This window comes from Ornithinibacillus californiensis, assembly GCF_001038485.1.
GTDB classification, from domain to species: Bacteria; Bacillota; Bacilli; order Bacillales; family Amphibacillaceae; genus Ornithinibacillus; species Ornithinibacillus californiensis.
This window is the reverse complement of sequence record NZ_LDUE01000046.1, coordinates 51,476-77,832: the sequence shown is the minus strand read 5'-3', so window position 1 is coordinate 77,832 and position 26,357 is coordinate 51,476. Positions and strand designations below refer to the sequence as shown.

28 protein-coding genes, 1 pseudogene and 1 riboswitch are annotated in these 26,357 nt (G+C 37.7%); of the genes and pseudogenes, 18 read left to right on the top strand and 11 right to left on the bottom strand.

Annotation, left to right across the window (positions count from 1 at the left end):
- The first annotated feature begins 11 nt into the window (after positions 1–11).
- From TE34_RS21045 to TE34_RS20425, 3 genes are all read left to right on the top strand, one after another.
- Positions 12–149, top strand: a complete 138-nt coding sequence (locus TE34_RS21045; RefSeq protein WP_157037623.1) for a hypothetical protein — start codon at positions 12–14, stop codon at positions 147–149.
- Positions 150–353: 204 nt separating this feature from the next.
- Positions 354–959, top strand: a complete 606-nt coding sequence (locus tag TE34_RS10505; protein WP_047984770.1) for a cadmium resistance transporter — start codon at positions 354–356, stop codon at positions 957–959.
- A gap of 94 nt (positions 960–1,053) precedes the next feature.
- Positions 1,054–1,230: a DUF2187 family protein gene (locus TE34_RS20425; RefSeq protein WP_064971731.1), complete on the top strand. Its 177-nt coding sequence runs from the start codon at positions 1,054–1,056 to the stop codon at positions 1,228–1,230.
- Between the two features lie 100 nt (positions 1,231–1,330).
- On the opposite strand, the gene TE34_RS10500 is transcribed toward TE34_RS20425, so the two are convergent.
- Positions 1,331–1,525 (bottom strand): YbxH family protein, encoded by a 195-nt coding sequence (locus TE34_RS10500; RefSeq protein ID WP_047984769.1) that lies wholly within the window; start codon positions 1,523–1,525, stop codon positions 1,331–1,333.
- Positions 1,526–1,638: 113 nt separating this feature from the next.
- Between TE34_RS10500 and TE34_RS10495 the strand changes: the two genes are divergently transcribed.
- Together TE34_RS10495 and TE34_RS10490 are read left to right on the top strand one after the other, a co-directional pair.
- Positions 1,639–3,672 (top strand): catalase, encoded by a 2,034-nt coding sequence (locus TE34_RS10495; RefSeq protein WP_047984768.1) that lies wholly within the window; start codon positions 1,639–1,641, stop codon positions 3,670–3,672.
- A gap of 142 nt (positions 3,673–3,814) precedes the next feature.
- A complete protein-coding gene (locus TE34_RS10490) occupies positions 3,815–4,549 on the top strand; it encodes a sulfite exporter TauE/SafE family protein (RefSeq protein WP_047984767.1) in 735 nt (244 codons plus the stop codon).
- 244 nt (positions 4,550–4,793) lie between these two features.
- Here TE34_RS10490 and TE34_RS10485 read toward each other — a convergent pair whose 3' ends face one another.
- From TE34_RS10485 to pdxS, 5 genes are all read right to left on the bottom strand, one after another.
- Entirely contained in the window at positions 4,794–6,395 is a 1,602-nt protein-coding gene (locus TE34_RS10485) for an amidohydrolase (RefSeq protein ID WP_053075057.1), read from the bottom strand.
- Between the two features lie 185 nt (positions 6,396–6,580).
- Entirely contained in the window at positions 6,581–7,024 is a 444-nt protein-coding gene (locus TE34_RS10480; protein ID WP_407944363.1) for a DUF2500 domain-containing protein, read from the bottom strand.
- Between the two features lie 69 nt (positions 7,025–7,093).
- Positions 7,094–7,513 (bottom strand): GNAT family N-acetyltransferase, encoded by a 420-nt coding sequence (locus TE34_RS10475; protein ID WP_047984765.1) that lies wholly within the window; start codon positions 7,511–7,513, stop codon positions 7,094–7,096.
- A gap of 191 nt (positions 7,514–7,704) precedes the next feature.
- The gene (gene pdxT, locus TE34_RS10470; RefSeq protein ID WP_047984764.1) at positions 7,705–8,301 is read right to left on the bottom strand and encodes a pyridoxal 5'-phosphate synthase glutaminase subunit PdxT; all 597 of its coding nucleotides are present in this window, start codon (positions 8,299–8,301) and stop codon (positions 7,705–7,707) included.
- A gap of 42 nt (positions 8,302–8,343) precedes the next feature.
- Positions 8,344–9,231 carry a pyridoxal 5'-phosphate synthase lyase subunit PdxS gene (gene pdxS / locus TE34_RS10465; RefSeq protein ID WP_047984763.1) on the bottom strand — a complete coding sequence of 296 codons (888 nt, stop codon included), beginning with the start codon at positions 9,229–9,231 and terminating at the stop codon, positions 8,344–8,346.
- A gap of 128 nt (positions 9,232–9,359) precedes the next feature.
- On the opposite strand from pdxS, the gene pdxR reads away from it, so the two are divergent.
- The gene (gene pdxR / locus TE34_RS10460; RefSeq protein WP_047984762.1) at positions 9,360–10,757 is read left to right on the top strand and encodes a MocR-like pyridoxine biosynthesis transcription factor PdxR; all 1,398 of its coding nucleotides are present in this window, start codon (positions 9,360–9,362) and stop codon (positions 10,755–10,757) included.
- A gap of 53 nt (positions 10,758–10,810) precedes the next feature.
- On the opposite strand, the gene TE34_RS10455 is transcribed toward pdxR, so the two are convergent.
- A complete protein-coding gene (locus TE34_RS10455; RefSeq protein ID WP_084710683.1) occupies positions 10,811–11,524 on the bottom strand; it encodes a LysM peptidoglycan-binding domain-containing protein in 714 nt (237 codons plus the stop codon).
- 128 nt (positions 11,525–11,652) lie between these two features.
- Between TE34_RS10455 and TE34_RS10450 the strand changes: the two genes are divergently transcribed.
- On the top strand, positions 11,653–12,258 hold the full coding sequence (locus tag TE34_RS10450; protein ID WP_236687148.1) for a hypothetical protein: 606 nt from the start codon (positions 11,653–11,655) through the stop codon (positions 12,256–12,258).
- 275 nt (positions 12,259–12,533) lie between these two features.
- Here TE34_RS10450 and TE34_RS10445 read toward each other — a convergent pair whose 3' ends face one another.
- Both TE34_RS10445 and TE34_RS10440 read right to left on the bottom strand, forming a co-directional pair.
- On the bottom strand, positions 12,534–14,441 hold the full coding sequence (locus TE34_RS10445) for a vWA domain-containing protein (RefSeq protein WP_047984761.1): 1,908 nt from the start codon (positions 14,439–14,441) through the stop codon (positions 12,534–12,536).
- Between the two features lie 15 nt (positions 14,442–14,456).
- Positions 14,457–15,323, bottom strand: a complete 867-nt coding sequence (locus TE34_RS10440; protein WP_047984802.1) for an AAA family ATPase — start codon at positions 15,321–15,323, stop codon at positions 14,457–14,459.
- An 82-nt stretch (positions 15,324–15,405) separates the two neighbouring features.
- Between TE34_RS10440 and TE34_RS10435 the strand changes: the two genes are divergently transcribed.
- The 3 genes from TE34_RS10435 (at position 15,406) to TE34_RS10430 (ending at position 16,824) form a co-directional block, all read left to right on the top strand.
- On the top strand, positions 15,406–16,056 hold the full coding sequence (locus TE34_RS10435) for an N-acetylmuramoyl-L-alanine amidase (protein WP_047984760.1): 651 nt from the start codon (positions 15,406–15,408) through the stop codon (positions 16,054–16,056).
- 62 nt (positions 16,057–16,118) lie between these two features.
- A complete protein-coding gene (locus TE34_RS21240; RefSeq protein WP_169749099.1) occupies positions 16,119–16,268 on the top strand; it encodes a hypothetical protein in 150 nt (49 codons plus the stop codon).
- 124 nt (positions 16,269–16,392) lie between these two features.
- Positions 16,393–16,824 (top strand): transposase, encoded by a 432-nt coding sequence (locus tag TE34_RS10430; RefSeq protein WP_047984759.1) that lies wholly within the window; start codon positions 16,393–16,395, stop codon positions 16,822–16,824.
- 44 nt (positions 16,825–16,868) lie between these two features.
- On the opposite strand, the gene TE34_RS10425 is transcribed toward TE34_RS10430, so the two are convergent.
- Positions 16,869–18,215, bottom strand: a complete 1,347-nt coding sequence (locus TE34_RS10425; protein WP_047984758.1) for an alpha/beta hydrolase — start codon at positions 18,213–18,215, stop codon at positions 16,869–16,871.
- A gap of 138 nt (positions 18,216–18,353) precedes the next feature.
- On the opposite strand from TE34_RS10425, the gene TE34_RS10420 reads away from it, so the two are divergent.
- Complete coding sequence (locus TE34_RS10420) at positions 18,354–18,584, top strand: excisionase family DNA-binding protein (RefSeq protein WP_047984757.1); 231 nt, start codon at positions 18,354–18,356, stop codon at positions 18,582–18,584.
- Positions 18,585–18,594: 10 nt separating this feature from the next.
- Positions 18,595–19,500, top strand: a complete 906-nt coding sequence (locus TE34_RS10415; protein WP_047984756.1) for an RluA family pseudouridine synthase — start codon at positions 18,595–18,597, stop codon at positions 19,498–19,500.
- A gap of 209 nt (positions 19,501–19,709) precedes the next feature.
- Here the strand turns inward: TE34_RS10415 and TE34_RS10410 are convergent, their stop codons facing one another.
- Positions 19,710–20,699 (bottom strand): P1 family peptidase, encoded by a 990-nt coding sequence (locus TE34_RS10410; RefSeq protein WP_047984755.1) that lies wholly within the window; start codon positions 20,697–20,699, stop codon positions 19,710–19,712.
- 159 nt (positions 20,700–20,858) lie between these two features.
- Positions 20,859–21,003, top strand: a riboswitch (FMN riboswitch).
- Positions 21,004–21,244: 241 nt separating this feature from the next.
- Here TE34_RS10410 and ribE point away from each other — a divergent pair.
- From ribE to TE34_RS10380, 6 genes and pseudogenes are all read left to right on the top strand, one after another.
- Positions 21,245–21,895, top strand: coding sequence for a riboflavin synthase (gene ribE / locus TE34_RS10405; RefSeq protein ID WP_047984754.1), 651 nt, complete (start codon positions 21,245–21,247; stop codon positions 21,893–21,895).
- A 12-nt stretch (positions 21,896–21,907) separates the two neighbouring features.
- A pseudogene (ribB, locus tag TE34_RS10400) lies at positions 21,908–22,519 on the top strand (3,4-dihydroxy-2-butanone-4-phosphate synthase); the annotation flags it as partial.
- Between the two features lie 27 nt (positions 22,520–22,546).
- Complete coding sequence (gene ribH, locus TE34_RS10395) at positions 22,547–23,011, top strand: 6,7-dimethyl-8-ribityllumazine synthase (RefSeq protein WP_047984753.1); 465 nt, start codon at positions 22,547–22,549, stop codon at positions 23,009–23,011.
- Positions 23,012–23,126: 115 nt separating this feature from the next.
- A complete protein-coding gene (locus tag TE34_RS10390; RefSeq protein ID WP_047984752.1) occupies positions 23,127–23,306 on the top strand; it encodes a hypothetical protein in 180 nt (59 codons plus the stop codon).
- A 28-nt stretch (positions 23,307–23,334) separates the two neighbouring features.
- Positions 23,335–25,209, top strand: coding sequence for an ABC-F family ATP-binding cassette domain-containing protein (locus tag TE34_RS10385; RefSeq protein ID WP_047984751.1), 1,875 nt, complete (start codon positions 23,335–23,337; stop codon positions 25,207–25,209).
- Between the two features lie 54 nt (positions 25,210–25,263).
- On the top strand, positions 25,264–26,316 hold the full coding sequence (locus tag TE34_RS10380) for a C45 family autoproteolytic acyltransferase/hydolase (RefSeq protein ID WP_047984750.1): 1,053 nt from the start codon (positions 25,264–25,266) through the stop codon (positions 26,314–26,316).
- Positions 26,317–26,357 lie beyond the last annotated feature (41 nt).

Below are 26,357 nucleotides of genomic sequence, written 5' to 3'. Positions count from 1 at the left end.
GTGCTTGCCATTTGGCAAGTGCCTTTTTAATTTGGTTGCATATTTGGCAGGGCTATCAACTGAAAATCGCAACGTATCAACCGATAGCAAGCGAATATCAACTGAAAGCGATTGGGTATCAACGAAAAATTCGAATCATCAACCAATAGCAGATAATATCGACCGAAAAATGCCGATTATCAACTGAAATTTACAATCATCAACCAATATCCGACAATCATCAACCGTTCCAGCCGAGTTAGCACAGCCATATTTCTGCATCTCTATAAATAATAAGATAATATCTTGGTCTATTAGAAAATACCCATGCTTATAATAGTAGTACATAGCTTGTCTAATAGGGGGAGTTATCTTTGGCAACCATTATCACTATAGTTATTACATTTATCGCTGCAGGTATTGATGAGATGCTTGTACTCATATTACTATTTGCCCATGCTAAAAATAAGAAACAGATGAGGCAAGTGTACATTGGCCAACAAGCTGGAATGACAGTTATTCTTTTCATTATTTTAATTGCATTATATGGTGTTTCATTTTTTACCGGAAAATGGACAGGATTACTTGGTATTCTTCCGATTGTAATTGGCCTGATGGAGTTATTTGATGGTGATGAAGACGAGGAAAGTGATGCGATACTACGTAAGACAACAATCTTTAGTAATCTCACCACAAGGGTTGCTATTGTTGCAATAGTTGGGGGATCAGAAGAATTAGCAATTTTTGTTCCATATTTTACAACCTTAAATTCTAATGAATTAATGATTGCAGTTTTGACCTTTTTTGTAATGATTTTCATTTGGAGTGGCATCTGTCATGTACTTGGTTCTACTAAGAATGTATATAAGGTTGTAAAACGGTATGAAAGAATTATTATTCCAGTAGTATTTATTGGTATTGGTATGAAAGTTTTACTAGAAAATGACACGATAGAGACTATTTTGGATTTGTTTTTGTAAGTCTTATTACTTAATTAAATATCATGAATCTGATATGATGCCATGTGGAATACTAATATTATCTTACAATGAAGTAACTAAAGGAGCTTAAAACATGGCAAAAGCAAATGAAGGAGATACAATCGAAATTATGTCTGGAGACCATCAAGGAAAGAAAGGTAAAGTACTTATTGTTCGGGAAAACTCTGTAATCGTGGAAGTCGGACATAATAAAGTTCGTGATGAACCGATTAAAACGGTAATTAATCATAAGAATTACCAGTTAGCTTAAGGAAATGTCCACCACGTTATTTAGTGGTGGACTACTTTGATTCATTAACTCTACTAAAATAACCACTAGACACCACATAACATCCACTATCAAGACTAGACTAGTTTAATCCATGATTCTCACAATACTCGTCTACCAACTCTTCAATTTTATCCACCAAAGGATACTTACCGGAAAATGTAAATTTGATCTCTTCTACAAATTCACCATCCCGATACACATGAATAGCACCATTCTGTTCAATGACACTAAACTCAGGTTCAAACCGATAACCGCTGCGCTCTACTGCTCCCATTAATAACAACTCCTAATCAAAGTTTTACTATTATTATTTCACTAACCCATCCTATTCAATTCAATGGATATTTATAGGCGTATGAACATATCAATGAATGGGGAGGTATGATTATGTCAGATAAACGAAATCAAAATGAGAAAGATGAGCAGTTAGAAATTTTTCGCGTTAGGGACAAAGGGAAGTACTTAACGACAAACCAAGGACTGAAAATGTCAGAGGATGAACTATCGTTAACAGCTGGGGTACGTGGTCCCACATTAATGGAGGATTTTCATTTCAGGGAAAAAATGACTCACTTTGACCACGAGCGTATTCCAGAAAGAGTGGTACATGCCAGAGGATTTGCGGCACATGGAGAGTTTGAGTTATATGAGAGCATGGAACGTTACACGAAAGCAAAAATCTTTACAGATACGACTAAAAAAGTGCCTACGTTTGTGCGCTTTTCTACGGTAAATGGTGCTCGAGGTTCTGCTGACACCGCACGAGATGCGCGTGGTTTTGCTACGAAGTTTTATACGGAAGAAGGAAACTATGACCTTGTAGCAAATAATATACCAGTTTTCTTCATCCAAGATGGGATAAAATTTCCAGATGTTGTCCATTCATTCAAACCAGAACCCCACAATGATATTCCACAAGCATCGACTGCCCATGATAACTTTTGGGACTTTGTTGCTAACAACCCAGAGAATGCACATATGGTCATGTGGATCATGTCAGACCGAGCCATCCCAAGAAGCTTCCGAATGATGGAAGGGTTTGGCGTTAATACATTTCGTTTTGTAAATACACAAGAAGAGGCATTCTTCGTGAAATTTCATTGGAAGCCAACACTTGGTACCCATTCGCTCCTCTGGGAGGAATCTCATAAGTTAATGGGGATAGACCCTGACTATCATCGTAATGATTTATGGAATGCAATTGAAAGAGGAGATTACCCGGAATATGAGCTAGGCGTACAAATCGTTCCACAAGAAGATGAATTCAAGTTTGATTTTGATCTATTAGATGCAACAAAGCTTATTCCTGAGGAAGAAGTCCCCGTAAAAATCATAGGAAAATTGACACTAACCAAAAACGTAGATAATTTCTTTGCAGAGACCGAGCAAGTTGCATTTCATCCAGGTCATGTTGTACCAGGAATTGACTTCACAAACGACCCACTATTGCAAGCAAGACTCTTCTCCTATACAGACACCCAATTAATCCGCCTAGGTGGTCCGAATTTTCACGAAATCCCAATTAACCGTCCCATTTGTCCATTTCATAATAACCAACGAGATGGCTATCACCGGCAAACAATTAATGTTGGAAAAGTAAACTATCATCGTAATTCATTAGCAAATAATACCCCTGTACCAGCCCCGCCGGAAGAAGGTGGTTATAAGCATTATGAGGAAAAAGTAGAAGGGAAGAAAGTGAGGGCGAGAAGCGAAAGTTTTACCGACCATTTCTCCCAAGCCAAATTGTTTTGGAATAGCATGAGTGAACCGGAAAAAAGGCACATTATCGATGCGTTCAGCTTTGAACTTGGTAAGGTAAAAAGTAAATCTGTCCGTCAGCAAAATGTGGATTTATTTGCCAATGTTGACCTTGAGCTTGCTCAAATTATTGCTAGAAATATTGGAGTTAAACCGCCAACACAAGGGGGGTCACCTGTAACGAAAGCTTCACCTGCATTGAGTCAGTTAAATACTCGAATGACTGCCAAAACACGTAAGGTCGCTGTAATCGTTTCTCATGGATTTAATGGACCATTTTTGAAAAATGTTTTAGATATTTGGGATAAAGAAGGGCTAGTCCCAGAGATTATTAGTGAAGATTTAGGAGTTGTAAGAGGTACAAATGGGGTGGAATTAGAAGCAACCCAAAATATGTACACGGCAGATTCGGTTTTATATGATGCCGTCTTTATGGTTCGCGGTAGTAGTGATGATCAGATGTTTAATCAAAAAGCTGCCTACTTCTTAGATGAAGCCTATCGTCATAAGAAAACGATTGGAGCAGTTGGCGGAGGGAAGAAATGGTTAGAGGTGAATAACCTTATTAATAAACCTGGTGTGGTAACAGATGGAACTACATCAGAATTTGCAAAACATTTTGTAGAAGCAGTAGCAAAACATCGACATTGGAATAGGTAAGGATTAAAAAACGGTTTGTTTGATTTCTGCAAACCGTTTCTTTACAGGTTCTTATATAACTAATTGTTATCACATGTGATAGTAATTTTGTATTTTTTCTTATATAAAATAAGGTCTATACTGAATACAGGGGGTGTTCAGTATGGAATTTGTATTTATCTTTCTAACCGGTATTGTTGCTACGACGTTAGGAACCGTTGCTGGTGGTGGAGGTCTAATTAGCCTGCCGATGATGTTATTACTAGGAATGCCAATTCACTCTGCAATTGGGGCAAATAAAGTATCCAATACTGTTAGCTCTTTTTCTAGTTTTTTTCATTTGTTAAAAGCGAAGAAAATTTCAATGAAAGAGTGTTACTGGATTATCCCGATTAGTATAACAGGGGGTCTTAGTGGAGGTTTTATAGCTACTTTACTTTCCCCGAAGCATCTTTATATCATTGCTATTATTTTGCTGATAGTTGCTCTTGTTACTTCTATGATCGGCAAACGAAATTTCACAGGTGGTAATACTTTAAAACCAAACAAAGTAAGTATACCAGGTTTATATGGTATCGGGATATATGATGGTTTATTTGGCCCTGGTCAAGGAACATTAATGCTATATCTTTTTGCTTACTTAAGAATAGATTATATTAAGGCTGTTGGCTACGTGAGATTTGCTACTTTTTCAAGTTGTATTGGAGCGGCTACGATGTACATTGCATCAGGAAAAATTCTTTGGGGATTAACATTATCACTACTTTGTGGTTCTGTCATCGGTGCACAAATTGGGGTTCGTGTAGCGGAAAAGATTAAACCATCCTATATGAAACCGATATTACGTGTAGTAACACTTGCCCTTATCGTTCAGGTATTTGTAGAAAATATATTATAAGGAAAGAGGCTGGGACATAACTAAAAGTTGAAGTTGAAAAGACGAATGATTTAACACATTAGCTCCGGAATTATACGGAGACTCCTGTGGGAGGATAGGCATCGGTGAGACCCCGCAAGAGCGATAGCTCTGAGGAGGCTCACCAGCCGCCCACGGAAAGCGGAGTATATTTCCGGAGCGGGTCTGATGCTCTGATTATAATCGTTCGGATTATCTTTATGCTAAAATACTTTTGTCCCAGTCTCTAGTTGTTTTCATATACTACTTTTCCGTCTACCATTGTAAAAATAACGCTGGCTGTTTTAATTTCTTCAGGAGATACGTTAAATAAGTTACAATCCAGAACAATTAAATCTGCTAGTTTATCTTCCTCTAGAGTCCCTAGCTCTTCTTCACGGAAAGCCCCATAGGCAGGTGCAAAGGTGTAAGCTTTTAATGCATCTGCAAGCATGATTTTCTCATCCTTATTCCATACAACTTGATCGTCGTCTACCCGGGTAACAGCACGATATATTGCTGTTAACGGGTTTAGACCAACTACTGGAAAATCACTGCCATAGACTAGAGTTGCCCCATTATCCTTGAGCGTTTTCTGTAACATGTAAAGCTTCATTCTTTCTTCACCAATTAAGTCCTCAAACACATCATAGGATGACCCATTAATGTGTTCAGGCTGAATGGATGCAAGTACGCCTAATTCTTGAAAGCGAGGTATGTCAGCCTCTTGTATCATTTCAATATGCTCAATCGCATGGCGGGAATCACGTTTCCCATTTTGCTTTTGTGCTTCTTCGAATGTATCTAATGCTAGGTTTACTGCCTTATCTCCAACGCAGTGAAAACGAACTCGGAAATTATTCTTGTCTGCAACGATTGTCCACTTTTTGATAAGTTCTTCATGATATACAGTTCCGCCGATGGAGTCTACCTTATTCGTATAAGGCTCTAGTAGATATGCCGTATAACTTGTGATAACCCCGTCAATAAATTGTTTGAAGCCTGTAAACTGTACCATATTGGAATTATATGTTTCCCGAAGTCTAATTGCTTCCTCCAAATCCCCATTCAAAGGCGCAACAAAATGGACCCGAGTAGTAAGCTTATCCCTATCTTCAAAGTCAGCATAGATTTCTGCCTCTTCCGTACTCATCTCAGGAAGTCTCAGTAAGTCGTGTACAGATGTAACGCCATATCGCTTAGCTTCTTGTAAAAATTGCTCTAGTAATTGTTCCTTATGCTTTAAATCCATTGGCATTGCTTTTGTAACAAGTCCAACAGCGTGTTCTAATAAAAGACCAGTAGGCTCCCCATTTTCATCTTTAACAACTTCACCAAATTCAGGATTTGGTGTTTCCGCTGTAATACCTGCAAGCTTTAGCATAGCGCTATTCACCCAAGCACTATGAAACTCTGCTTGATAAAGAATAACTGGTTTATCTGGAACTACTTCGTCTAAGTACTTTTTGTCCACTGTTTCTCTGTTCGTCCATGTATTGTCATCCCAACCACTACCGATGATAAGTGATTGTTCAGGATGTGTATCAGCATAAGCTTTGACTAATGCTGCGGATTCTTTTGCAGAGCGAGCATCATATAGTTGTACACTATTTTCTAGCATGCTACCTAATAAAAGGTGGATATGGAAGTCATGGAATCCAGGCATGATTAGTTTATCGCCAAAATCTAGCACTGTTGTATGTTCTGAAGTGTATGTATCTATATCTTCTATAGCAATGATAGTTGTTATCTGATTACCACTTACGAGAATAGCTGCAGGTTTAGGTTGATTTGAGGTTCCCGTGAAAACAGCCGTACTAGTTAAAATGTAGTCTATAGGTCGCGACATAATTTTCTCCTTCTAATGGATATATTTAGTTCTTATTATACAATGGATAGAATTGATATACGAGGTGAATATTGTAGGTGATTATTAAATTTAGTGTGTGGATAAAAGAAAAAAGACCGACTCGATAAAGTGGTCTTCTTTTGTTGAATCAACCTATATGTACTAATAGATTAGCCTTCACATGTTTATTGATTTGATTGATTAAGAGTTGAATCTTTCCTTCTTTCAAACCCAAGGAATCTAGTACCTTTGAATGTAAGTATGCCAATATCATCTTCAGCAATCATTCCATAATCTTGATCGGAAAGTTGAAATTCCTTTCGATCCCCACTATCAAATTCAAATGTTGCATAATAGGTTGTCCGTGTTGTGCTGTGATGGTGATGATGATCCGAATGATGGTGATGGCGTGAACCGCGTACTTGAGTCCTTTTTGCTTTTACAATAGCTGGAACGGATAGTTCTGGTGATTGCTCGTTTTTACTCCATTGACCAATTCCTTTTACGGCAGTAACAATAAATACCCCGATAACGAGAACAAAGATAATACCAAAAAATATAGGGAATAAGTCAAAAAAATCAAATCCAGTATCAAATCCACTTCCAAAGCCAGGTCCCATTGTATCCATAATATCTCCCCCTCGAAGAACTTACTATGTAATACGTACTCATCGTATAATAGTTTCAAGTTTTCTATATCAAGGTTTTAATTTGAAGTATATAATTTCAGGATCCCCATCATCTAAGTTTTCCACTATACCACTCTTAACAAATCCATTAGATTCAAACACGCTATGCATCGCTTTGTTAGAACGGTTTGTTGATGAAAATACCTTTTGTGTTGGCGAAGTACGAACCATTTCATTCAATAATAAACTCCCGTATCCCTTTCTTCTCTTAGAAGGAGATACAATAATCAATGTAATAAACGTACATTCGAAAAAGTTAGTATCGTAAATGGAAAAACCGACTACATCATCACTTTCTTTTACAATGAAGCAACGACCTTGTACGATAGCGGTTTCAATTGTGTCTTTTCTACTTGTATTACCTATAACTTCACTATCTAATTGTACAATCTTATCTAAGTCTGTACGTTCTGCTGAGATGATATTCAAGTTAATTCCCCTATTTCCACTTCGTAATTCTCCTCATATACGGTTTACGCATATTATTTTTACTTCAGTAAATTTTAACATAAATTACCTAATCACATTCACTATTTTTTAAAATGAGTAATGAACCTTATAAACACCAAAAGATCGAGTAATAAAATCTAAACGATTTCATACTCAATCTCTTAACCATTCTATTTAAGTATTACTTTTTTAGATTCCGATACCATATTTACAAAAAGCTGGACGAAACGGACATCGTTAGTAAGCTCTGGATGGAAAGCGCTCGCGAGAATATGTCCTTGTCTTGCAGCGACAATCCTATCCTCATAACTTGCTAGTATCTCTACGTTATCGCCTGCATATTCAATGTATGGAGCACGGATGAATACCGCTTTATATGGAATTTCTAGACCTTTTACATCAAGTTCTGCTTCAAAACTATCTTTCTGTCTACCGAAGGCATTTCGTTTTACACGAACATCCATCAGTTGTAGATGTGCATCGGACGAATCAGAAAGTTCATTAGCTACAAGAACCATTCCTGCACAAGTTCCGAAGATGGGCTTTTGTTGTGCACTAAATTGCTTTAGTGGATCTAAGAACCCATATCGGTCTATTAGTTTACGCATTGTTGTACTTTCTCCACCAGGAAGAACTAGACCATCAATTTCAGCTAGTTGTTCAGGCTTTTTAATTGTAATACCTATATTTCCTGTGGATTCAATCTGTTTAATATGTTCGGTTACAGCTCCTTGTAAACCGAGAACACCAATGACTAACTTGTTCATACTACACAACCCTTCGACAAAATTCGGGGAGTGACAGGCACTCTACCAACCACGCTCTTGCATACGTTCTTCTAGGCTTAGCTTGGAAATTTCGATTCCTTTCATTGCAGCCCCTAGTTCTTTAGATAGCTTGCCAATTAAGTCATAGTCGTTAAAGTAAGTAGTTGCTTGCACAATCGCACTAGCAAATTTCTCTGGATTCTCTGATTTGAAAATACCTGATCCAACAAAGACGCCATCTGCACCAAGCTCCATCATTAATGCAGCATCTGCTGGTGTAGCTACACCACCTGCTGCAAAGTTAACGACAGGTAATTTACCAGTTTCTTTAATTTCTTTTAAGATTTCATAAGGTGCACCTAGGTTCTTCGCTTCTGTCATTAACTCATCATTACTCATGTGAGTAACTTTACGAACTTGCGCTTGAACTTTACGCATATGGCGTACTGCTTCTACAATGTTTCCAGTACCAGGTTCTCCCTTTGTGCGTAGCATGGAAGCTCCTTCAGCAATTCTTCTTGCAGCTTCTCCAAGGTCACGGCAGCCACAAACAAATGGTACCGTAAAATCACTTTTCAATAGATGAAATTCTTCATCAGCAGGAGTTAGAACTTCACTCTCATCAATATAATCCACACCCATTGCTTCTAGTACTCTAGCTTCTACAATATGTCCAATACGTGCTTTTGCCATAACTGGAATACTTACGGCATTCATTACTTCTTCTACAATACGAGGATCTGCCATTCTAGCAACGCCACCAGCAGCACGAATATCAGATGGAACACGTTCCAAAGCCATAACGGCAACTGCTCCAGATGCTTCTGCAATCTTAGCTTGTTCCGCGTTAACGACGTCCATGATCACGCCACCTTTTTGCATTTGAGCCATCCCACGTTTTACTGTCTCTGTACCTAGTAATTTTTCCATTTAAAAACACTCCCAATCTATAAAGTTTGATGAATATGAATTTTAGTTTATTATAAAAAGTAGTTGGCATTGTTGAAAGTGTCAGTTTCATATAATCTAATGATGCCAGATTGGAAGGGGGAAGATTAATGGAGATGTTATCGTGTCAATTGGACCGAGAAAGTAGCTCCCCAATGTATGAACAATTATATACCTATATCAAGACAGAAATTATGAGTGGACAAATATCCTTTGGGACGAAGCTTCCATCGAAACGAAAACTAGCAGACTTTCTGAAGGTGAGTCAAAATACAGTAGAGACAGCCTATGAACAATTAGTTGCAGAGGGCTTTGTAGAGGGAGTTCCTAGAAAAGGATACTTTGTCCTAGCATCAGAAGATTTAGAGTATGTGCAGCGGGTTAATCCAATTAAAAAACAATCATCAAAAAAGAAAGAAACAATAGATTATAATTTCCATCCAAGTTGGATTGATACGAGTTATTTTCCTTTCAATAATTGGAGAAAGCATGCCAGAAATATAATTGGACCAGAAAACCATTCCTTATTATTAACAGGAGAGCAACAAGGCGAGTACGTGTTACGGGAAGAAATAGCTAATTATCTATATCAAGCTAGAGGGGTTCATTGCTCTCCAAATGAGATTATCGTAGGAGCGGGGATAGAGATATTACTTCAACAGCTCATCTTGTTGTTAGGTCACTCCAGTGTATATGGAGTGGAGGACCCTGGATACCATGTTATCTCTAGAATTCTACAAAACTACCCGAATAAAGTATTCCCTTTAGAAGTGGATAATGAAGGGGTAAAGGTGGACGAATTAGGGAATTCTCCAGTTGATCTCGTTTATGTAACGCCTTCTCACCATTTTCCATATGGTACCGTTCTTTCTGCCAATAGACGGATTAAATTATTAAATTGGGCAGGAGGCTTGGCTAACCGTTACATCATTGAGGATGATTATGATAGTGAATTTCGATATAGTGGAAAGTCAATACCTTCGCTCCAAAGCATGGATAAACGGGAAAAGGTCATCTATTTAGGTACATTCTCAAAATCATTAATTCCATCTATTCGGATTAGTTATATGGTGTTACCAAAACCTTTAATGAATCGTTACAAGGAGGAGCTTTCCTTCTTTCAATGTACGGTCTCTCGAATTGACCAACACATCCTAGCTAATTTTATGAAGGATGGCGACTTTGAACGTCATCTGAATCGTATGCGGAAGATATATAGACGTAAATTGGAGAAAACACTTGAGATTCTCAAACCCTACTCAGATATCCTAGAGATTGTCAGTGATTTATCGGGGTTCCATGTTGTGGTGGAGGTAAAGAATGGTTGGACCGAAGATATGCTCGTCCAACAAGCGAAAGAAGCACATCTTAAAGTGTATCCCCTATCTGCATACGCAATGGATAAACAGTACGGTTCGCATCCAAGAATTGTCTTAGGTTTTGCTGGAGTACCTGAAGAAGAGTTAGAGAAGGCAATTAGAACTTTACTAACCAGTTGGGGTATTTAGGTGTTCGGGCACCGGCATGCATATGTTAAATTCACCGGTGCCTGCCAGCCCCCTTAAAACATATTTGGGTAATGTTTTACCATCGCGTCAGATATTGCATCTGCCATTTCCCGTGCTTGTTTTTCAATTTCATCGTACACAGCTATGTCTTTCCCATACTCTTTATTAATCATAAACACAGCCTCTTGCTTGGTTAATTCGAGATGGGTATAAAACATATCTCGTACAGCAGACTCTGATAAGTATGGATTAACCTGATTTAGAAAAGCAGCGATTTCATCTGCATTGCGATACCATTTTTCCTCTGCTGCCGTAGCGGCTTGGTTGTCCCCAACAATTGCAGCCTTAACCAGATCGGCAGCTACTAATAGATGCTCCTGTATTAAATTACTGTAAGTAGTTGCAACCATATCTCCATATAACCTGCGAATCATATTTCCCATGTCAGTAGCATTCTTGAGGAGGCGTGTTAGAACTTCATCAATATCTGGTAGGTTGAACGTAAGGCTAATAATAGCCATTCTAGTCCATGCAACATGTTCTTCCCATAGACTTCTCATATCATTTCGGTAGTCTACTTCTGCCTGTGTAATACAGTGGTTATTTGAATTCGATACTGGTATTCTAATCGTCTGCCCCAGAGGTAAATAATATGGATTCACCATAGGGTTCGCAGCAATGATTCGGTTAGCAGTAGTATTGTATCTTTGTGCAAGTGTCCAGTAATTTTCACCTGGTTGAATAATGTGCTGTCGATAATACCCCACTTCACTCACTCCATTCCTAATCAAATTTGATATATCATATTCGACTGAACAGATTGGGTGAAGGACTATTTTTATAAGATAAGCTTATATTACAACCATCACTTTAAGGAAACAAAGGATGTGATATGATGGTGAAATGTAATAAAAAAGGAGTGAAGCGGGTGAAAAAGCTTCTTACTACAATGCTCATAACTATGACCATATTAATAGCTGGTTGCAATTCTACAAACTCTTCAGATCCTAATAATTCATTTGATAGTAGTGAACTAGATAAATACACGGTAAAAACGATAGATGAAGAAGTGGTGCAAGGTGATTTCTTATTTCGACTAGTAAGCGAGAAAAAGGAATATCATGTAGGTGAAGAAGTAAAGCTTTATGGAGAAATCGAATATATAGGTGAACTAGATGAAGTAACGATTCATCATGCCTCTCAGGCAATTCTTTTTCCAATGAAGGAACAAGTTAGGAACTATAAAATTCATAGCATGATAGAGGAAATTGGATTATCAACAACCCTTAAGAAAGGGGAGCCTTATCGCGAAGAATATGCTAAAAGTGGTGGATTTGCAATGGATGTTGATCCACCAGACTATATTGAGTTTATGGAAGATTTCCTAAGCATAGATGGATTCCCTCCAGGGTATTATGTTGTCTCAGGAACAACTAACTTTGCCTACGAAACCGAACGATACGAGATTCAAGCAACAGTGGACTTTAAAGTTGTTGATTGAAAGAGTTTGGGAAGCAACGCGAAGTTGAAGTTGAAAATGTGAATGATTTATACATTAGCTCCGGAAATATACGGAGACTCCTGTGGGAGAATAGGCATCGGTGAGACCCCGAGAATGCACCTGCGTCTGCAAGTAACGCTACGTAGCATGCTTCCTCGGTGCAAGGCTGCAAAGAAGTCAGTTCAAGTAGTAGCCTGGCTCACCAGCCGCCCGCGGAAAGCGGAGTATATTTCCGGAGCGGGTATGGTGCTCTGGACATAATTGTTCCAGCCTCATTAAATCATCTTCAATAACAATTTTTTTAACAAAGGAGCGAAATGCTCTGATAGCTCGGAAACACTTGGAATCATAACACGTTCTCTTCCATAAATGTTTTGCATCGTATCATCTTCCCGTTCACCAATTTCTCCATTAGCTAAAAACATCCCGATTACTTCAATTCCTTTTTTGCGAGCTTCTGTAACAGCAAGATTAGTGTCCACTATTCCGTTTTGATCATAGTTTGCTGCTGCAGGCTCTCCATCTGAGAACATAAGTATAAACTTATTTTTCTCACGACGCGCCTCAAGCTCTTTTGTAATTACTCGTATACTGAATCCATCTCGATTATCCTCTTCCGGCTCTAGCTGCATGATCTTTGGTCCATTATGTTCGTAAAAGGAATCCGTGAATTTATGAATGCGGTGGAAATAGTTTGGCTGGTAATCGTCTTTAACCCCATTTGCATCTTCCCAAAACCCTGTAATCGAATGGGCTATCTTCAGGTGCTTTAACACTTCATGGAATAAGACAATTCCTCGTTTTGTTTCATCCATTTTGTTATGCATGGAAGCGGAGCAATCAACGAGCAGGCTAAATACCGCATCAAACTCATTGGTATCTTCATTTTTCTTATAGAAGACTCTAGGATTTTCATCAATGATTATCGGTAAAAGCTTCTTCGATAAGCGGCCAAAAACAAGATCACTTCGTGGTTCGTTCTTTTTGTGTTCAATTGTTTTCTCTATTGTTTTGGCTAGCTTACGTTTGTAAGGCTCAATTTCCCTTAGGAAAACTTGGTATGTCTCCATATCTTCTGCTGTTGGTGGGTGGGCTTCTTTATCGAGTTGAACGGCATCTCTGTTTTCCTCACCAAATTCATCAGATTTTCCACCTTGTGTAGCGGTTTCTTCTTTCTCTAATGCTTCCGTATCGGAATAATCATTTTGCTTGCTTTGACTAGATGCCCCTTGGATGGAGACAAGAGCTTGGTCACCTTCTTCAGTTTCTCGAGCACCGCCACCCAAAATACTAGTTTTCGTTCCTTGTTCTAATTCAAACTGAAGGAAATTTTGTTTGCGGTTCTCATTTTTGTTTTCTCTGTGCCATGTAGAGAACTCCTGATCAAAGTATTCACTTTCCTCTTGGTCCACCTCTTCAAAGTCATCATTCGCTAACGGGTCTGTTCTGGTTAGTTCATCAAAGAGCGTATTTTTCTCATATTGATGGATATGGTTAACAGGTAAAACAAAGTATTCGTTTATCGTATCCTTATATCCGTTTAATCGAAAAACAATCTGTTCAGTAATTCGCGCCGTATCCACTGTGCTACTTGCTTCAAAGACTTGAAATAGTAACGGTTTTAATTCTTCCAACATATCAAGTTGTTGAGCTGTTGCTTTTGGAAAAGATGGGTTTGGTCTATCGGATACGAGCTGCAAATACAGTAAACAAAATAGTTCATCTAATGGAAATCCCCTAGTAGCGTTCACATTTAATTGCGTCCCAAAGTAGTGCTGATAAGCTTTTCGCCGTATAGAAAAAGCGCCTTTTGTTCCTGGTCGCTCGAGCTTTATCAATTCCTCTAGTCGAAGGTCCTCTAGTAAAGCAAATAATTGGTAGGCGAATTTTGGTAAAGTGGATTCTGCAATTATCTCTAAGAAACCCTTCATCTCCGGAATGGTGGAATACCTCAACGTCCCAATTGCACGCAAATAAACATCTGTTTTAAGTCCTGCCGATTTTATATCAACACTTGTATTATCCCAAAAACGGCTAGCAGTAAGTTTAAACTCTACAAGGTCTATGAATGAGCCATAATTATATTCAAATTTCAAATCAGCATTACCAGATAGGACGCTAGCAAGATCCTGGAGCTGTAAGAAAAGATTCGTATCAACTCTTGCATCATTAAAGACGTGCATCTAGCATTCTCCTATCTAAAAATATGTTTCGGCTAGGTTTTTCACAAATTCTTTTTCTCTATCCTCATCTAATTTATCCACGATTGAACGAAGGATCGCCCGTTTTGGTGGTATGACAACACTCATATCACAAGCATCAAGTAATGCCCGGATAGATGCTGCATCTTCTGAAAGCTTTCCTTGTGTGACAGCTTGAATTAAATCGAAGGATAACTTAACAAATAAATCAATGTTAGTTTCTTCCTTAAGCTTTGTGTTCGATTGAATCAGTTTTTTTAGTTGAGCTCCCTCTATATAAGGGATCTCTAAGACGATGAACCGATTCTTTAAGGCTTCGTTTAATGGCACTGTTCCAATATACCCTTCATTAATCGCCGCGATAACTCCAAACCCTTCCTCAGCTGTAATAACATCATTTGTAAACGGGTTTGTAATTGTTCTGCGATAATCGAGCACACCATTAATAAGAGGTAATGTTTCAGGCTTTGCCATATTTACTTCATCTATATAGAGAAATGTTCCATTTGTCATCGCATTTACGACTGGACCTGGAATAAACTCAATAACTTGTTTTTCCCCTTGATAGGATAGAGTTTTAAATCCAAGTAAGCTCTCTGCATCTAAATCGACGGAGCAGTTCACACTAAACATAGGCTGATGAAAAAGATTAGATAGCGTTTCAGCAAATTTTGTTTTTCCAGCTCCAGTAGGACCTTTTAATAATATATTTTTACCCATACTTAAAGCAGTAATGGCATCAATTAATAAATCGTTATTCGGTGGCAAATATCCACCTTGTCTTATAAGATTTGGAAACTTATTTGAACGGCTTCTGTTTTCCGTTAATAAAGTAGCTATTTCTTCCGGTAATGCGTAGTTCATGTTGAAATCCCCTTTCTTGGAACCATTGTATGCTTTTTCAATAAGAATCACAAAAGGAATGATTAAATTTAGGAGATGTGCAATGAAACTAAAGCGAGTTAGCATTTGTTTATTAATACTATTGTTATTCCCTATTCACCTCTTATCGGCCCAAGAAATACTAATGAAAAGTGAGGTGGAAGTGAAAAGGTTACACCTGCCATATTCACTCTCAGCACCAAGAAACAAGGAAATCACCCATATCGTCATCCATTCCTTTAGTAACGTGGCAATTAATCCAGAGCATCCTTATCGAATAATTGATCTCTACTTATTATTAATGCAATATGGTGTTTCTACCCATTACGTTATTGATCGGGATGGTGATATATTTCAATTGGTTCCGGAACAACGGATTGCTTTTCATGCAGGTAAAAGCGGGTTTCCATACGTGCCTTTTTTCCCCCACAATATGAATGACTTCTCTATAGGGATTGAGTTAATGGGAATAGGTGCGAAGGGAGAAATGGTCCCTATTATTTCGGCTATAGTCTATGATTCACTTGATTCTAGCTTAATTGGGTTTACTGAAAAACAATATGATGCACTGACAAACTTACTAGAAGACCTACATCGCCGATATCCTACGATTCCTAATAATAGACTACATGTGATTGGTCATGAGGATTATGCACCTGGTAGAAAGATGGACCCCGGAAGCTTATTTGATTGGCGGAAATTAGGTTACGAATAATGAAACGAATCGCAGTTGCTGAACGTATGAATAGGTATAAAAGTTGACAGGTGGCGATAGGAATGACCGATAAGAGAAAGAAGGGTTTCGTAGTTGGTGGCATGGGAGTTGGTATTGCTCTAGGTGTAGTATTTGGTATAGCAATGGATAATCTTGCTATTGGAATTGCAATTGGGGTAGCACTTGGAGCGGCATTTGGCGCAGCAAAGTAAGGAGAGTAATTCCCTTATAAACATGTAATGATTGTGTAATGCTGTATATTGTAACATAAAAGTTGCTAGTAATTATTAGTAAAACAGAGGGATATTAGGTGTTCTGTAACAAAGGGGGATGGGTTTGAAAAAGAATAGACAGCAATATAGCCGATACAGTAAAGAGATAAAGCTTGAAGCTATTAGACGAGTGATAGAGGAAGAACAACCTGTTCAACAAGTGATCTCAGAATTAGGAATTAGACACCGAGATAATGTGTATGAGTGGATAAAAAAATATAAAAAACTCGGTCCAGCTGCTTTTGATAGTAGCTTAAAAAACTCCATTAAACCTATAGAAAAATCACAGGTTGAACAGCAATTAGAAGAGCTAAAAGTGGAAGTAGAAGCTTTGAAAACCTATTTAGAGATATTGCTACAAGGGGAAGAGGATAAATTTAAAGCAATTCAAGCGCTGGAAGGGCAGTATCCAGTTGAAATTTTGTGCAATGTATTAGATGTTCCTAAAAATGAATTCTTTGAATATATTCATCGTCAAGATACGTTGAATAACTGAATAGAACAAGTAGAAGGAAGGCTTTGGGGAAAGCCTTCCTTTCTTTACTCCTTATTAGTTATCGTTAGAAATTGCCTATCGATTTCCTCTTGAATAGTAAATAACCAGTCGTCATAAAAGCCCACAAACATTCCGTCTCGATAATCATGTATTAACTCGTTGAACAGAACTTTCTTTGTTGCTGGATCTGTTTCGGTACGGTATACATACAGTAACTGCATATAGTTAGTAAGATCAAAGAAAATATCACCTACGAGGCATATATTCTCCCGATCAATCTTCAGATAACACTCTAGTTCATGATGTTGTAGGATGCTTTTAAGATGGTTTAAAGCCACCCTTAAATTATTTTTTGCACTAACTAGATCACTTTCTCCCCAAAACTCATTAATTAGTGCATCTCTTGTAGTTGTATTGTGATAAGCTAGATAGGCTAATAAATTCTTAGCTTTTCGTTGGTTCCATTTATCTGAAATATTTTTCCCCTTATATTTTACGGAAAAACCGTTGATGATGCTTATCTCTAATGTGTTAAACGACTTTGAAAGTAGTTCATCAATCTTATTTACGAATTCCTGCTCGATAACAGAATTAAAATTATATGAAATTCCTTCTTTAATGAAGTTTCCAACTAAAGTACAAAACGTATGAGGGCTGTCTAAAGGAACAAGATTGGATGAGCTTGGAACCACATAGCTGGTAGATTTTTCTAGGTTAGTCTGGTAAAGATTTGTCTGTTGTATTGGGAATAGCGGATCTTTGTCACCTTGAATTAATAGTACCTCGTTATTAATAGTCCTTAAATCTTCCAATGACACTGTTCTCGCGAGCATTTCAAAGAAATTAAAGTAGGTAGTTTGATCCACTTTTTCATAAGCTTTTGTTAGGAGTAATTCCTTTTCAGGTGTAAGGTTATAACTTATTTGATGGATCATGTTCTTAGCCAACTCTGACATTTTTCCATCAGTAATTAGCTGTTTTCGCTTTTGTATTTCCATTTCTGTTATTTGTTTTGGAAAATACATATAAACAGAGGTTAAGATGATTTTATCTACTTTTTCTGGGTGTTTCTCTAGAAACTTTATTCCTAAGTTGCCTCCAAACCCTAAGCCGGCGATATGAAACTTAGGAATATTTAAGGCTGAAATCAGGGAATGAAAATCTTCAACAAGCGTATCCCAAGTAATATTAGAAGTATCAGCTTTCGTCCTACCGTGACCTCTTATATCAAATGAAAGAATGTTAAAATGTTCTTGAAGACAAGGAATAAGTCGTTCCCACATCGTCAAGTCTAATCCTAAGCCATGAATGAGAATTAAATAATCTGTATTATCTTTTGGGGAATTATATAACTTGTAATGAATATCAATTTTCTTTAATTTTAATAGCATAGGTGTATAATTCTCCTATAAAGTTCTATAAATCATTTATGGGGTAATTATAGTATATATAGGACAATTTTACTATTGAATAATTTAGTAAAGTTAGGATTGGTTAGCTCTTACTTACATGAAAGGATGGTGTTTTGGATGTATGTGACTATACCGGAAATAGCGGAATACTTAGCAATGAATGAAGCTAAAGTGGAGTCATTAATACTTCAAGGGAAAATTCGAGCTATCCATGATGGGGAGCAATATTTAATAAACAAAACACAATTCACAACGCACTTTGAACAAGTAGAAAAATATAAATTAATGATTCAAGAATACTTAAATACACCAATTCCTGAGGATATTGATGTAAAAGATGAAGATTAGGAGAACAGACATGTCTTATAAAAATAGAAATTCAAATCCCCCAAGAGAGGGAACGTTAAATTACAAGGTAAAAGAATCAACTGAATTACTGCCCTTCTTGCTACAACAAATGGAAAGCAGAAGTAGAAACTCGGTAAAATCAATCCTAACTCGTGGCCAAGTAAAGGTGGATGATCATATTGAAACGAAACATAATTATCCACTACGATCAGGTCAAGTTGTCAGTGTCTTAAAAAACAAAATAGCTGTTAAGGAAAGTACACTAATAGGAATGGAGATATTATTCGAAGATAATTCGATTATTGTCATTCAAAAGGATGCGGGCCTCCTTTCTATAGCTACGGAAACAGAGAAAAAGAATACAGCGCTACATCAACTAATGGATTATGTGAGACGGAAGGACCCAAGAAATCGCGTCTTCGTTGTTCATCGACTAGACAAGGAAACGTCTGGGGTAATGATGTTCGCTAAAAGTGAAAAAGTTAAACGAATACTTCAAGATAATTGGAAAGAGCTAGTACAGGAGCGGACGTATGTAGCCTTGGTGGAAGGGGAGCTAAAGCAACCTGAGGGTACGATAAAGTCTTGGCTCAAAGAAAGTAAAACACACCAAATGTATTCCGTTCAAGATAGAGGTGGACAGTTAGCGATTACCCATTTCCGTAAAACTAATTCCAATAAAAATTACTCGTTAGTGGAAGTGAATCTAGAAACTGGTCGAAAAAACCAAATCCGTGTTCATATGAGTGATATTGGACATCCGGTAGTGGGCGATAAGAAGTATGGGGCAAAAACAAATGAACTGGGTCGATTAGGACTTCATGCGAAAGTACTGAAGTTTAAACATCCGGTGACTGATCAGTTAATGCTGTTTCAATCAGATGTGCCGAAGCAGTTTTTGGTTAAGTCCAGGTAGTTTTGTTGTGGAAATGGTAGGTGTATCGACCGTTCTGATACGAACATCAACCAAAATTAGGTTACTATCAACCGGAATGGAAGAAACATCAACCGTAATCTCAATGACATCAACCAAATTAATGTAATATCAACCATTCCATCAGAATATCAACCGAAATTAAGCAACTATCAACCGATTCCACCAATCAAAATGAAAAGGCGTCACTTCTAAAGTGGCGCCTTTTCAATTACTCTACTATGCTGGCCCTCTGTAGTTTCGGCATGTCGTAACGAGTTAATAATTGCTTCCTCTGTTGCCTCAGCAACAGCTTGGAACAATTGGTTCATCGCTTTATCATCATCACGGAGATAGGTTATCGTTTCTAAATGACCACTTTTAGTATGTGGTGAAGGATTAGCTGTTGAAAATGCAATAGCAATATCGCCGCTACCATTATCCATGTGACTACCGACTCGTCCTAATCCAGCTGCAGTCCGTTTTGCTAATCGCTTTAGTTGCCTGTCATAGAGCGGGGCATCTGTTGCGACAATCATCATGATGGATCCATCGGTTGAGTTAGGGTTTTTCTTTTTAGGAAAATCAGCAAACAATGCATCTTGACTGTCGCCAAAATTACTTAATACAAGGCAACCAACGGTGTACTTTTCATCTGAAGCGGTAACGATCCGCGACGCTGTTCCAATTCCACCTTTATATCCGAAGCATATCATTCCTTTTCCAGCACCAACAGCCCCTTGTTCCACAGCACTACTTTTTGCACCTTCAATCGCTTCAATAGCATGTTTAGGTCTGACAGCTTGGAGTCTCATAGAGTTTAAAAACCCATCATTACACTCGCCTACAACGACATTTAGTGTTCCAGCAGATGTACCGAGCTCTTCATTTTTTTCAAGCATATAGGTAACCGTTCCTTCCATTACTGGCCCAACACTCAATGTGTTCGTTAGCATGATAGGAGATTCGATCAAACCCAGCTCATCTATTTGAACAAGTCCACTTGTTTTTCCGTATCCGTTAATAACGTGACTAGCTGCTCGTACCTTTTCATAGAAGAGATTTCTTGGATGCGGTAGAATTGCAGTGACGCCAGTGCAAATGGTGTTTTCATCATCCAGTTTCTCATACAATGTCTTGTGTCCTACTAGTACACCTTCTACATCGGTAATACAATTTTTGCTCCCCTTTTGTAATGCCATAGAATTTTCCCCCATAACTTTTGTGATAATTATATTATGTACGATAATGGTAAGATAATCACGTAGATATTTAGTAAACTATCTAAATTTTGTTGCTAAACAAACAATTGCATAGCTATTAAAAAGATACTATACTGATTTTAATTCAATAATTTTAATGTGTTCCTTCGGGGTCGGGTGAAATTCCCAACCGGCGGTGATGAAGTAGGTGCTTCTAAGTCCGTGACCCGTATGAAAATATTCATACGGTGGATCTGGTGAAATTCCAGAGCCGACAGTAAAGTCTGGATGGGAGAAGGAATTTTGTGGAAGTCAGAAGAAGCTAGATTATATTTTCTTATTACTGATTAGAACAACTTGTACGCATGGTCATCTGCATGGACAAGCGAATGAGGAGTTTTTAATAATGAGATAAGGAAAAATGTTGTTTGGCTTATTTAAAAATTCTGTAACTATGCCCAAAATCTATCCCTATGCCCCTGAAAGAATATTCAGGGGCTTTTTGGTGTTTACTATAACTTAAGAAGTTAAAAGAGGTGAGAGATGTGTTTACAGGAATTATTGAAGAGATGGGAACTATAAAAGGAATACAAAAAAGGTCCGAACATGCCATTCAAATGATTATCGAATCTAAGAAAATATTGGATGATGTTAAGCTTGGAGATAGCATCGCGGTGAACGGTGTTTGCCTGACTGTAACGAGCTTCACTATGAACGACTTTCAGGTGGACGTCATGCCTGAAACAGTTAAATCTACTTCTTTAAAGGATTTGATTAATGGCTCTAAAGTGAATTTAGAACGTGCCATGCCGGCTAATGGAAGGTTTGGAGGCCATTTTGTCTCAGGACACGTGGATGGTATTGGGGAAATCATTCGTAAACAGAGGCAAGAAAATGCGATTTACTATGATATTAAGGTTTCTGATGACCTCAAAAAGTATCTCATGCTAAAAGGTTCTATTACAGTCGATGGAACTAGCTTAACCATATTTAACGTGAACAAGAATATTGTCACGATTTCAATTATTCCACATACAGTCCAAGAAACAATTGTTGGGGATAAGTCGCAAGGAGATATTGTAAATATTGAGTGTGATATGTTAGCAAAATATGTACATAACATACTCAATCCAACTAACCAAACACAGAAAGCAGATATTGACAAAGAATTATTAATACAGAATGGATTTATGTAAAGGGTGATGTAATTGTTTAACCATATAGACGAAGCTGTTGAAGATTTAAAATTAGGAAAACCAATAATTGTCGTGGATGATGAGAACAGGGAAAATGAAGGAGATTTTATAGCCTTGGCAGATATGGCAACTCCTGCAGTGATTAACTTTATGATTACACATGGTAAAGGATTAGTCTGTGTGCCTATCACTTCATGGTTAGCGGAAAAGCTAAACTTAAAGATGATGGTAGAAAATAACACCGACCCATTGGGAACGGCTTTTACAGTAAGTGTTGACCATATAAGCACAACTACTGGAATTAGTGCAGAAGAACGTTCAAGAACCATTTTAGAATTAGTTAATACTAATGCAAAGGGTTCAGATTTCAAAAAACCTGGCCACATGTTCCCTTTAATTGCAAAAGATGGAGGAGTAATTGCGCGCCCAGGGCATACAGAGGCTGCAGTTGACTTAGCCAAGCTAAGCAATGCTTCACCTGCAGGCGTGATCTGCGAAATTGTTAAAGAAGATGGAACGATGGCTCGTTTGCCAGATTTAATTGAGATGGCCAAGCGTTTGGATTTAAAGCTCATTTCAATTGAAGATTTAGTAGAATACCAGCAAAAACAAAGAGCAACAGTAAAACAATCATAAAGGAGATGGATGAAAATGGGACGAGTGTTTGAAGGAAATTTAGTTGGTAGTGATTTAAAGATAGGTATTGTTGTTGGAAGGTTCAATGAATTTATTACAAGTAAACTATTAGATGGTGCTACAGATATGTTAAAACGACATGGAGTACCAGAAGAAAATGTGGATATTGCATGGGTTCCAGGTGCATTTGAAATCTCATTAGTAGCACAGAGAATGGCGCAGAATGAAAAATATGATGCAGTTATTACCCTTGGAACAGTTATACGAGGATCAACACCACACTTTGACTATGTATGTAGTGAAGTAGCTAAGGGCGTTTCCCGTGTTTCACTCGAAACTGGAAAGCCAGTTATTTTTGGAGTGTTAACAACAGAGACAATAGAACAGGCAATTGAACGAGCAGGAACAAAGGCTGGTAATAAAGGAGCGGAATCTGCTGTTTCTGCCATTGAAATGGCAAATATGTTAAAACAATTTTAAGAATGGAGGGTAACGGCTAGAAGAGCTGTTATCCTCTCTTTATTAGCAATCAAATGGTAAAATAAATATTGGTAATGTAAACTTAGAGGTAATATGTGTCACAGGGGGAAATTGCATGAAACCTTTAATTTATCAAATTATTATCATTGCTGCTATTTGGACCGGCATGGTATTTTTTATTAATGATATGGACCAAATGAGTAAAATGATTTTTTATTTAGTAACATCATGGTTACTACTACTAATTGTCTTTTTGGTAAAAGAAGTAATCCGCAACAGAAAAAATTCAAAGTAATCTTTGATAGGCAAGGAAGGGCTTTGCTATGTTAATGATTGAAAACTTACATAAATCATATGGTGATAAGATTTTATTTAATAATATAACTTGTACAATTACAGAAAAAGACCGAATTGGGTTGATTGGTGTTAATGGCACCGGAAAGTCGAGCTTCTTAAAAGTAATCGCAGGTGTAGATTCACCAGATACCGGGTCAATCCAGTTTCCAAAGGATTATCAAGTCGAGTATTTACCACAAGAAGCTGAATTAGATTCGAATCTGTCGGTGATTGAGCAGATTTACTATGGGGAAGCAACAATTATGAAAGTAATGCGCGAATATGAGCGTACATTACAAAAACTTGAGCAAGATCCTGAGAACATGAAAGTGCAAGAATCTCTATTGAAGGTTCAACAAAAGATGGATGAGCATGAAGCGTGGGAAGCAAGTACTACTGCTAAGACAATCTTGACCAAGCTCGGTATAACCGATTTTAATAAGAAGGTTACGGAACTATCAGGTGGACAACAGAAACGGATTGCGATTGCTAAAGCATTAATTCAGCCTGCTGATTTGTTAATCCTAGACGAGCCGACAAACCACCTGGATAATGAAACAGTCGAATGGTTAGAGAAATATTTGCAAAGCTTTACTGGAGCATTACTACTGGTTACGCATGACCGATACTTCTTAAATCGTGTAACTAACAAAATCTTTGAACTGGATAAAGGGAATTTCTATGTCTATGAAGGAAATTATGAGGTATTTCTAGAGAAGAAAGCTGAACGAGAAGAGCTCGAGCGAAGCAATCAACAGAAACATGCCAATACGTTAAAGAGAGAACTGGCTTGGTTAAAAGCTGGAGTGAAGGCAAGAACAACGAAACAAAAGGCTAGAATAGATAGAGTTCATGAAATGAAGGATAAAACCTTTAACACCGATCAACAAAACGTAGAATTTAACGTAGGCTCTACTCGCCTTGGAAAAAAGGTTATTGAATTAATAGATATTGAAAAATCCTTTGAAGGACGCCAACTAATAGAAGATTTCAGCCAGTTAATTATTCCTGGAGATCGTATTGGTATTATTGGACCTAATGGCTCAGGGAAAACCACATTATTAAATATTATGGCCAAACGATTTACTGCTGATAGTGGAGAAGTAATCACTGGTGAAACCGTTAAAATAGGTTACTATACGCAAGGTGATGAAGAATTGAATGGGGATATGCGTGTAGTCGATTTTATTAAAGAAGTGGCAGAGGTCATTCATACGAAAGATGGCGATGTCATTACAGCGGAACAAATGCTTGAACGTTTCTTATTCCCGCGTTCTGAGCAATATAACTATATTCGTAAGCTTTCCGGTGGAGAACGCCGACGACTGTACCTTCTTAAGATTCTAATGACCGAGCCAAACGTTCTGTTCCTTGATGAACCTACAAACGATTTAGATATTCAAACACTTGGGGTCTTAGAAGAATACTTAGATCACTTTCCTGGTGTTGTCATTACCGTATCCCATGACCGATATTTTCTAGATCGTGTCGTGGATAAGCTACTCGTATTTGAAGGTAATGGGAGAATTAGTTCGTTCTTTGGTAACTATAGTGAGTATAGAGAAAAGCATCAAACGGATATAAAGAAAGAAGTAAAAGCTGCCAAAGTAGAACAAAAACCAAAGCAGAAGAAAAAGCTATCCTATATGGAACAAAAAGAGTGGGACGAAATCGAGGATCAAATAGCAAAGCTAGAAGAAAAGATAATAGAGCTAGAAACCGGTATTGTCGAAGCAGGAAGTGACTCAGAAAAAGTTCAAAAACTATTTGCAGAACAAGAACGAGTTCAAGAAGAGCTTGATACTAAGATGGAAAGATGGGAAGAACTATCCCTTCTAGTTGAAGAATTAGAGAGTAAATAGGAAGAATAGGATAGAGTGTAGCTTCTATCCTATTTTTGTTAAAGGATGATTACGTTGAAGCAAATCTATAGTGATGTCATTCAGTTCCGTGGCTCGCATTATGATTTTGGTTATAAACAAGGCGAACTACTGAAGGATTCATTAACAATAGAAAATCGCAAGCGAATCTGGAAAATTCGTAGACCACATTTCATCATAAAAGAACAAGAGGTAAAGGAAGCAATTCTTCCATTTGCTCCTACCATATGGGATGAACTCCTTGGCTTACGTGATGCATTGCAATGGGATATGCAGGAAGTGCTTCAGGAATTTGGTGGATACCGCCTTCATTATATGCGAAGCGGTTGCTCCATTTTTACAGATTCTGATTATATGATTCGAAACTATGATTATCACCCGAAAACATATGAAGGAAGATTTACCATCTTTGCACCAACTGATCAAGGTTATGCTCTCATCGGTCCATCCCAAAGAATAACGGGAAGAATGGATGGTTTGAACGAGAAAGGCTTAAGCTTGGGTTATAATTTTATGCACCGCAAAAAGCCAGGAGACGGATTTATTTGTAATATGATTGGCAGAATGGTACTTGAAAATTGTGCTACTGTCGAAGAGGCCGTACATATGCTTAAGGAAGTGCCGCATAGACATTCTTTTAGCTATATTGTTTTAGATAAAACTGGGCAAACTTATATTGTAGAGGCTACGCCAAGAGGGACTGAAGTACGTCAATCAAACGTTTGTACAAACCACTTTGAAGTCTTAAAACATGAGAACCGCCACCATTTAGATGATTCGTATAAACGCATGGACGCCATAGAATCTCAAAAGCAATACGCAACAGATGCGTATCAAGCGTTTCGAATGATGAATGATTCCGACAAGGGAGTTTTCTCCAATCAATATAAAAACTGGTCTGGAACTATTCATACCTCAGCATATTTTCCGAAAGAGTTGAAAGCTTGGTTTGCGCTAGGTGGCGACCGTGAGCCAGTTATTTTTGATTTTGGTAAATGGTTAGAGGGAGAAAACATACATTTAAAACGCATCTTAGGAAAAGTGGATACAGACCTGCCCTTTGTACATATGGATAAGAATGTGCGATAAACTAATTTATCATGTTTAAATATTGAAATGTGACAAAAGAT